Origin of the sequence: Microcoleus sp. AT3-D2 (assembly GCF_036705715.1) — a bacterium.
GTDB lineage: Bacteria > Cyanobacteriota > Cyanobacteriia > Cyanobacteriales > Microcoleaceae > Microcoleus.
Genome location: NZ_JAUBVE010000096.1, coordinates 1 through 4,563 on the forward strand (window position 1 = coordinate 1; position 4,563 = coordinate 4,563).

General features: G+C 45.1%; 1 protein-coding gene. It reads right to left on the reverse strand.

From position 1 onward, the window contains the following. Positions 1–66 precede the first annotated feature (66 nt). A partial coding sequence (locus QUB44_RS27295; RefSeq protein ID WP_333372441.1) for a S8 family serine peptidase occupies positions 67–4,563 on the reverse strand: 4,497 nt, incomplete at its 5' end.

Genomic DNA, 4,563 nt, shown 5'->3' on the forward strand with positions numbered 1-4,563 from the left:
TACTTTTGTTACCTCTGTGGAAAAAATCCTGAAAGAATTTGGAGAAAACTATGTAATTAATTTTGTCTAGCTACTTAGTATATCAGCAGATTCATTTTCTCGCCCTATCGCCCTTTTTGTCTCTGCAGTATCCTTTGCGCTTGTTTTTGTTTTCGAGCCACTAGGCTGTCTGTTGGGATCTGGCTTTAGAGAAGGTGTCGTTCTGTCTGGGTTTGGAACAGAAGGAGAACCATCGCTGTTCCCAGAAGTCATCTGAAGGACTTGACCTACAAGACTGAGAATATCTCTGGCACTAGCTGCCGTCATATTGCCAGCCGCTATCAATGCTGCTGCCTGTGCGGGCGCTGCTATTAAAGCACTGCCACCACTACCTCCAATAGTCAGTCCGATTAACAAAATTCCTAGTATTCCTGCTAGAAAAGTTAATCCGTTGGCAACGGCTCTTCCTAGCTGAAAACTCAGATTATTCCGGTAATATGCCTCAATTTCCGCATGGGATTTTGCTCCTGGTGGGTACAAGAGGTCAGCTACATCCTTGAGGATACCGACGCCATTTATGAGAGAGTGGTAAATGAATCCTTTGAGAAAATCTATGACAGCACGTTTTCCCTGTGCCATTACCCTACGAAATTCGCGAAGAAATTTCTGTATTTTGTCCTGATTTGGTGAGCTACCACCACCAGGCCCAGCAACCCAATTATCTGGAAAATTCTCTACTTCTCGTGGAGGAGTAACAGTACGACGCGGTGGTGTCCAAATATCATCACTCGGCTTCGGAGGCTTCTGTAAATCGATTGGCACCTGTTTTTTCGGCGCCTTAGTCAACCGCGGCGCATCCCCAAATGAAGGCACATCATTAACCTGCGGTGTTGTTTTCTTCGGGTCAAATGCTCCCCTTTTTGATTCAGATTCACCCGGCGCATACTTGCCATCTTTCCAACTAGACTTCGACCAGCTTTCACTCCAATTATTGCGACCATCATCCCATACTGTCCCGCTCCGAGTCCAACTCCAACTGCTGCCATTACTCGTCGAAACACCTCCTTTTGTTCCCGATTCTGAATCGTAACCGCTCAGGGTTTCACTCCAACTGTAACCTCCTTTAAAGTAATTTCTGCTGTAACTCGAACTCCATGTAGAATACTTGGAAATTGAGCTAACTAAACCCTTACTATCGTAAGTGCTTTCGCTCGACCATTTCTCGTAAGTCGAACCGCCATTCTCAGTTTTTCGACCATCTTTATAAGTGGTAACTGTCTGTGAATTCCGAGTCCGGTAGGTATCGCTACTGTTAGATGAATTGGAATTACTGCCTTCGGTGCTACTGTTACTTTTAGTAGCGGTTATTGTCGATTCGTCGCTATTGCTTTGAGTTGTATAAGTATCAGCCTTATACTCGCTCTCCCACTGAGCATTATTTTCTGAATAATTTTCCTGCTGGTTTTTAGAACTAACTTTTCCCGAACTGTTGCTGCTCGAAGAATTTGACTTACTGACAGAATAAGTATCCCGATTGTGGCTGCTAGTTGACGGCCCATTTTTGTAGTTTTGGGTGTCATTACCTTGAGTGACAGAATAATTGTTATTGCGGTTGTTTTGCCAATATGCTGGGCCGTTGCTGCTGTTGGTTTGTTGGGATTGATTGACAGTGTAAGTGTCTCTGTTGCTGGTATTTTTTGACTTACCGTCGTCGTAACTGCTGTTACTATTACTGTTCCCTTCCGAATAAACATCGCGGGTGTTGCTGTTGACGGCTTTGCCGTTAATTGTAGAGTTGTCCCAGGTTGAGTTAATTACAGAATAGTTGTCGCCACTGTTATTAGTTTTGGAGAAACCGCTGGTGTTGCTGCTTTGAGAATCAGATTTGGTAACTGTCGTTTCTTCGCCACTATGAGTGTTGTTGGAACTGCTACCGTTACTGCTATTCGTCCAATCGGCTTTGCCTTGAACTTGAGTTGAACTGTTGCTGAGAGAACTGCCGGTGCTGCTAGTATTGCGAGTATTTGAAGTTGATTTTGACCCCCAATCGTCTTGGCGCTTGCCGTTATTCATTGCATACCCCGTGCCGTATTTGCTGTCGGATTGGGAGAAGCTGTTTCGGTAGCTCTCGGCAGTGGTATTTGTAGTTTGTGAAGGAGTGGTATAATTGGTAGAACTGCGAGATTTTTGATTGGATGAGCTTTGGTCGGCGCGAGTGCCTTCGTATTTAACTCGGCTGTATTTTTGCTGCGATTGATTTTTGTTTTCGACTGAGTTTTGGGAAAAGTTTTTGCTGGTGTAGGTAGCAGCATTTGTGCTGGAATCACTTATAGATTCGTTAAAAGAGTTGCCCTTGGTGTTGGTTTTGACGGTGCTTTTATCCCAGCTTGATTCTGTGTTTGAGAAGTTGCTATTGGTTTGAGAGTTAGTGCTGTTTGTACCGTTATAGTTGCTGGTACTGGTGGTTCTGTATGGCGCTAATTCTGTGGTATAGGAGCTGGTGCCTTGGTTGTAGTCTCCGGTTGAGGTACTGGTAGTCTTTGGTGTGCCTGGGGCGTTGGTTGCGGTGGCTCTTTCTGAGGGTTTGGCTGTACTATTATTCGGAGAGTTACTGACATTTGCATCGGCATCAATCAGCGATTTAGTCAATTGTTTGACGGCTGCCAATACTGGAATTGTGGGGATTGTTTCTGTGGCGGTGGCTATTGCTAATTCGCGGTTTAATATTCCGTATCCTGTCCTTTCGTCCCATGAGGGTACGTCGATGTCTGTTGCTGTTTTTAGGAGGATGTTTTTGATTTGTTGGCGGTTCAGGGATGGGTTGGCTGCCCACATTTGGGAGATGGTTTTTGTAACGAAAGCAGCAGCGATTGATGTGCCTTGTTTTGTTTCGGTTGTTGATGGTTCTGCTGTTTGTGTAAGGCTTGTTGGTGCTAGGATATCTAAACCGCCTCCGTAGCTGGAATAGGCGGCTCGATTGTTGTTGTCGGATGCGCCGACTGTGATGATGTTGTCGAATTCGGTTGAGGCTTGTCCGAGGGATGATGCGAGATCCCCTTCGTTACCGGCCGCTGCTACAATCAGTATGTTGTTGTCATGGGCGTATTTAAGTGCTGATTTTTCTTCTGCTGTCAGTTGGTAGCGTGTGGTTTGCGTGCCGTCGGGATTGATTTGGGTTAAGTCGAAGCTGAGGTTGACGACGGCGTTGGGTTGTTTTGAAGCTTTTGCGGTGTCTACAAATTCTATCAGGGATTGATGCCAGTTGCCGCTGCCGATCGCTCGTCCCAACCAAATCGGAGTCGATTTTTTGGTGTCGCTTTGATTGTTGGAGTGGCTGATAATTTCTAAAATTGTGTCGCCGTGTTGGTTTGCTTGGTTTGGTTGGAGTAGGGGATTGTTGTCGCCCTCGATTAAGTCTTTGCCGAGGAAGATTTGGCTGTAGTTGATGTTGGGATTGTTGGTTGTGAAGCCGGTGTCGATGATGCCGATTAATGGTTGGTTTTGTTGGGGGAGGTTGGGGGTTATTTCTAGTTTGGTTTTTGTGTCGGTGATTGCGTATTCGTTGATGGTTGTTTCGGAGTCGCTGTCAGTTGCAGTTGCGATTTCGGAGTCAGCGATGATATGAAGTGAATTGTCTGGCTGATTGTTTTCCTCGGATGGTATTTCGGGAGTAATGGCGATGTTTTCGGAGTCGAAGTCGGGGTTTACATATTCATCAATGGTTGTTGGTGGCTGATTGTCACTGCCGGCGGTGATATTTTCCGATTGTTGTGAGTGATGATTTTCAGTGACGGCAATTTCGGGAATAATAGTTTGGGCGTCGGTAACTATATATTCTGATGCGGATGGTTGATGATTTTGACTGGATTCTGTTTCGGGAATGTTAGGGAATTGTTGGGCTAATATGCTGTTGAGGCTTTCCCACAGTTGGGAAATTTCTTCCGGAGAAATTAGCGGGAAATTTTCAGGAGTTTGGCTGGCTATTTCGGGGGTATCGATAAGAGTTGGGGAGATGTTTTCAATTTCCCCAGTGAGAATGTCTGTGGATTCTGCGGGTATTGCCGATATTTCTGGTTTGTCGGGTTGGAAAAAGACGGGTGTTTCGATTTTGTCACCTGTGATGAAGTCGATTGAGTTGACAACTGCGATCGCTGGTTGAGTGTTTTCTGAGATAATTGAGATGATATTTTCGGAAATTGTGGGGTTTTCGGTTTCTCCCGCTGGGGAATTTTCCGTTTTTGTCTCAGCAGAATTCGGATCGGAATTGGGATTTTCGGAAATTGTCGGATTTTCAGTTTCTACTGCGGGAGAATCTGTTTTTGTCTCAGCAGGATTTGGCTCAGAATTGGGATTTTCAGAAATTGTCGGATTTTCAGTTTCTGTGGCAGAGGAGTTTTCCGTTTTTGTCTCAGCAGAATTTGGATCAGAATTGGGATTTTCGGAAATTGTGGGGTTTTCGGTTTCTCCCGCTGAGGAATTTTCCGTTTTTGTCTCAACAGGATTTGGATCAGAATTGGGAATTTCAGAAACAGTCGGATTTTCAGTTTCTGTGGCAGAGGAATTTTCCGTTTTTATCTCAGCAGA